The organism is Anaerobiospirillum succiniciproducens DSM 6400, assembly GCF_000482845.1.
Classification (GTDB): Bacteria; Pseudomonadota; Gammaproteobacteria; order Enterobacterales; family Succinivibrionaceae; genus Anaerobiospirillum; species Anaerobiospirillum succiniciproducens.
On sequence record NZ_AXWV01000118.1, the window covers coordinates 1 to 5,103 of the forward strand.

3 protein-coding genes are annotated in these 5,103 nt (G+C 41.7%); all 3 read right to left on the reverse strand.

Features of this window, described 5'->3' with window-relative positions; genetic code table 11:
- Positions 1-504: 504 nt before the first annotated feature.
- Entirely contained in the window at positions 505-1,059 is a 555-nt protein-coding gene (locus tag H524_RS0111615) for a PqiC family protein (protein WP_027940315.1), read from the reverse strand.
- 92 nt (positions 1,060-1,151) lie between these two features.
- On the reverse strand, positions 1,152-2,831 hold the full coding sequence (locus H524_RS0111620; RefSeq protein WP_044122251.1) for a PqiB family protein: 1,680 nt from the start codon (positions 2,829-2,831) through the stop codon (positions 1,152-1,154).
- Between the two features lie 174 nt (positions 2,832-3,005).
- Positions 3,006-4,667 (reverse strand): paraquat-inducible protein A, encoded by a 1,662-nt coding sequence (locus H524_RS16830; RefSeq protein WP_169726154.1) that lies wholly within the window; start codon positions 4,665-4,667, stop codon positions 3,006-3,008.
- Positions 4,668-5,103: the final 436 nt, after the last annotated feature.

Sequence of the window (5,103 nt, forward strand, 5' to 3'; positions counted from 1 at the left end):
GATGGATGGATGGATGGATGGATGGATGGATATGGTGAATGCGTTAGGTAGGTAGGTAGGTAGGTAGGTAGGTAGGTGGTAGGCAGGCAGAATGCGATGGGGAATGTATGGGGCAGGCCCATCAGCGATCACTGTAAGCAGGTGTTAGTGTTCTCGATGGGATGGAGTGGATAGTGCGGTGGTGGCATGGATAAAGAGAGCACTATGCAATATGGGTTAGCTATACCCAGCATAGGATCATCTGACTAAAGGGCATTTACGGGTGATGTGCGATAAGGCTTGTAGCTTGGCTGCAGATAAGCTCATCGTGCTACGAAGAGCTGATGCATGGAAAAGAGTGGTTTTAGCTTGCGAGATCTTTAGATGCGATGATGCTTAGGAAGGATTTAATGCGCTCGATGAGGGGTGGATCTTCTATTATTAGTTTTGCCTATTAAAAGGTGTGACTGTTAGGTAGGCTTGCGAGCGCATTGATGTGGTGTACAGAATGTAGTTTTGCGATAACTACTTTAGATTAAGCTTACGCATCTCATCTATAAGGTAGTTAACGCTCTTGAGGTAATTAGCCTTTAAAGCTGTTACTAGTGGGCCGTAACCATCTGCACTAATATCACTCTCAGATGAGTGAGAGCCTGTATAGATAACTTGATCGTTCTTAGGATCGATAATTTGCAAAGAGACACTTACGATACTTTTGCCATCAATAGTGCCTTGAAACTTTGGTACATAAAGCTTGTATTGGTAGTTCACAAACTTCTTATTGAGGGAGGCCTTACTTAACTCATCAATAAAGATCACTCTTAGCTCATTGTCGAGATCCGCACTATAGCGATGATTCTTCGCAGGACGCAGCGATACGTCAGAGATCTGCAGTACTACACCACCCTGATCAAGCACTGGAGCTAAATGCAGGCTCACATTGAGAGTAGATAAGTATGACTCAGGCTGCACATCCTGGGTTAAGGTATAGCGCTCAAAATTCACATCAGAGACATTGCCACAGGCAGTTAGCACAGTGCTTAAAAATGCACTAGTGAGTACAAGATTCAGTTTCTTCATAACTGGTTATAAGCCCCTTCTACTACCAATTGCTAAGAAGAAAGAGCTCACTCCTTTTAACTTGTTAAGATAACACGATCCTATTTTAGGCACTACTTCTTTGGTGCGGTTGGAATAGGGTCATTTGGAGAGCCAAAGATAAGAGCCTTTGGACTCTGACCTGCCTCACTTACCACAGGTGAAATGTCTTGCAAGATCTGCTCAATGTTATGGAGGTTATGCTCAATAGACTTATAAAGATCAGTATCTGGACCATAGCCTTTTACTGACTTATTTAAATTCTCAAATGCCTCTGAGAGCTTCTCAATAACATTGGTACGCTTAACTGCAGTATTACTCTCAGTAAATGCATCCATAGCACCAGCAAAGGCCTTTAAGCTATTTTGCAGCTCGGTAGAGAAGCCAGCTACATCAAACTCATTGAGCTTCTCCATAAGCTGGTTGAGCTGATTATCAAGAGACTGCGATGGCTTGATAGGAATAACATTAATGCCTCTGTATGTCAGAAGTCCGTTCTTGCGCTCTACATACTGCATCTTCTTAAGATGGTCAGGCACAGTACACTTTTCCTTACCATTGGAGCTTAATTCAATCTGATTGTTAGCTATGATGAGATTGGCAGAACCGACGCCCGCACACAAATTATTCTTCTTGAGCAAGCCGTTTAAAGCCTCAGTAACATGATGACGGTTTAAAGAGTCGCTATCGATAGCGATCATTACAGGCAAGGCCTTAGCAGTAAAGACTTCTGAGTTATCATCAAACCATGGTGATTTAACAACCTCACCTACCTTCACGCCACGATAGTAAATCAATGAGCCTTGTTTAATGTTGTAAATTGAGTTCTCGAGCATCACAACGTACAAAAGTGAGCCGCCTAATGCTGAGATACGAGCATCCTCTCTCTTGTTATAAAGAGCAAAGACTGTATCGTTAGGAACTCTGACAGACTCTGATTGATTATCGATGAAGTTATCAAAAGAGATGCCGCCAGTTACTAAATTGTCAATTGACTCAGTACGTACAGAAGCACCCGCAGGACTGAGCTCAAACTCAACACCGGAGCTAATCCAGAACTTGGTATTGTGGTTAACTAAGGCATCATATGGCTCACGAATGAATGCACGGTAATGAATGCGCTGACTATCAACATCGAGCTTACTTTCAGTAACAACACCGACATTAAAGCCTCTAAAGGAAACATTATCACCTGATGAAATACGAAGTGGATCTTTAGAGAATAAAGATACCAAAATGCCATTCTCTCCATCTTGTCTAACTGGAGGATCATCTAAAGCAACGAACTCAGAGGCATATTCAGCGGACTCTCCAATACTAAGCTGAATATATGCACCAGATAAAATTGTATCTAAGCCTGAAATACCAGCACTTTCAACACGAGGCTTAACGACCCAAAAGTCAGTATCTTTGCGCAAGAGGTCATCAGTGTTCTTGTCCATCTGCACAGTCAAAATGGTCTTTTTGTAGTCAGGTGAGAGCACTACATCAGTCACCATACCTACGTTTACAGAACGCATCTTAACTAGAGTTTTACCCTCTTCAATACCAGATGCACTATTGGTTGTGATCTGAATAACTGGGCCCATATTGAGCATATGATTCCACAGCAGCAATGCCATTAGGATCATGGCAATAGCAGGCACAACCCAGACTAGAGAGATCTTCTTGCTCTTGTGCTCAATAGCTGATCCTTTGCTCACAACTTCCTGAGCCACTGCATTTTTCACAATGTTTTTCTGCGGTGTTGTCATAATCCTAATTAAGCGCTGATCCTCGATAACTTATCGAAGAGCTACAAGCGCCTACCTCCACCTAAAATCGGTTAAGAAAGTTATTCTTTTTTAAAGTAGCATCAGTCTTTATAACATGCTGCACTGTGAAAGTAATAAAGTACTAGTTGCAGTGTTTCAATAAGACTTACTATGTTATTTGGTTTTAGCAGTTGTGATGCTCTCATCAGCTTTATCATCCCGTATAGCGATGGTAGCGCTGTTATGAGTACTCTTTGAGTTTGTAATTACATCAGTGCTGTCTCTGCTTGTACAATTGTTTTCTTTTGCTACAGAGTTATCGTTTGCTGATGCTGTTGTATTGCCATCTTGTATCTTGTCTTTAGCACTCTCAAGATCTATAGATGCTTTTCTTGCATCTAAGCTTTGCTCAACTTGAGCTTCAGACTCATCAACAGCTACTTGGGATTGTGATTTCTCTACAGCTTCAGCGTTAGATTTTTCAACTGCGTCTTGATAGGCCTTAGCTACATTTTCAATGCGAACTGGGCCTACTAATGCTGCAGCAATTTCCTCTGCACGCTGCTCATATGTTTCCATATTGATCTTGGAGGTTTCATCTGTTTTATCGTCCTCCTCTTCAATATTGGCCACGAGCTCGCCGTCTTTGTTAATAATGGAATCGCGATTTTTAGCAAGCGCAATATCCCATAACATACGCTCATCATATTCTTCTGCAGCTAACATGGTCACTAATACGGTAAAGCAGAAGAACACTACTGCAATACCTGGACTGATAGTAAGCACACTCATGCGCACTACAGTAGCCATGATGATAACTACAAAGACGTCAATCATCGACCAACGTCCGATAAAAAGAATGATTCTGTATAGCTTGTTATAACGAGAAGGATAGCCTTTAAAGCCATACTTAGTGATATATAACAAGAGCAAGATACATAAGATCTTGGCAATTGGGATGCAGATAGAGGCAATCAAGATCACGCTTGCAACAAAGTATGAGCCCATGCCCCATAAAGAGATCACACCATCAAGAATGTCTGAACCAACATTGGAGCCCAAATAGTTGGTGAACATGATTGGATAGACATTACTAGGGATATATAAGATCACAGCTGCAATGAGTAGGGCAGCTGTCTTTTGATACATCATGACGGAGCGATTGTCATTAGAGTGTCCACAACGTGGGCATGTGTGCTCTCCACGATACAGATACTTATCATCAGCACATGAGATCTTACTTGACTCTAGCTCTTGATCAAGCTTATTTGACTTACGCCCTTTACGCTTATATACCATGCCACAGTGACGACACATAATCAGGCCTTGATCAATGCCACGCATACCAACAGTAGCGTTACGCAGCTCTTCATCATGAGGTCTAATTAAGTTCCAGATCTTATAGGGACTGCCGTGGCTGTAGCACCAAACCATTAATACGGAAAAAACAATGGCAGAGGTGAAACCGGGGTGAAAGCTAATATCAGCTAAAGATACGAGCTTAATTAAACTCACCATAACACCTAATAAGAATACATCTACCATACAAAAGCGGTGGCAGAAAGTATAGGTATTAGCAATGAAGCGGTTAACTTTGAGCCCAAAGAACACTATACCTATAACTATCAAGTGCATGATAAGTGGGCAGCAAAAAGTAAAGAGCAAAAAGATTGCGACTAACAAAGACCAATTCTTATGCAGCACAAACACAATGGATGTAAGCGACATCGACTGTGAAATGCCCAAAGAGCTAATGGTCATGAATGGAAGCGTCACTGAGGTAAACAGCATAATGACAGATGCAATGGATACCACAGCTAAATTGTACAAAGACACGCGCGAGCCTGAACGCAATTCGCTCTTACATTGCGGACAAATGCAAGTAACTCCTTTTTTATAAGGAGGCACCTGAACCACTAGGTCACAGGCACGGCATAGCAGTTTTGACTTGTCTCTTTGCATCTTTGAAGCTCAGCAATAAGTACTCTTAAGACTCTGGAAAGCTTGCCCTACAGATCCCATGTATATAGGCACTAAAACCATAAAACAGCCATTATTCTACACAAAGAACAATCTACTCAACCAAAAATGTAATAAGTGACAGCTACACGAGAAAAAAAAGCCTATCTATAACGCAATGCTGCACAGTGCAGTTTAAAACGAGCCTACACCATTAAATATCCTTAAAGACAAGCATACCAAGATGCTTGAGCGCATCGACAATTGTCCTAAAAGGTGGAGATGAGATGAGATGAGATGAGATGAGATGAGA

Bases quoted from the DNA above. Each gene is read 5' to 3' on its own strand.
- H524_RS0111615 (WP_027940315.1), bottom strand. From the start codon at position 1,059: ATGAAGAAACTGAATCTTGTACTCACTAGTGCATTTTTAAGCACTGTG.
- H524_RS0111620 (WP_044122251.1), bottom strand. From the start codon at position 2,831: ATGACAACACCGCAGAAAAACATTGTGAAAAATGCAGTGGCTCAGGAA.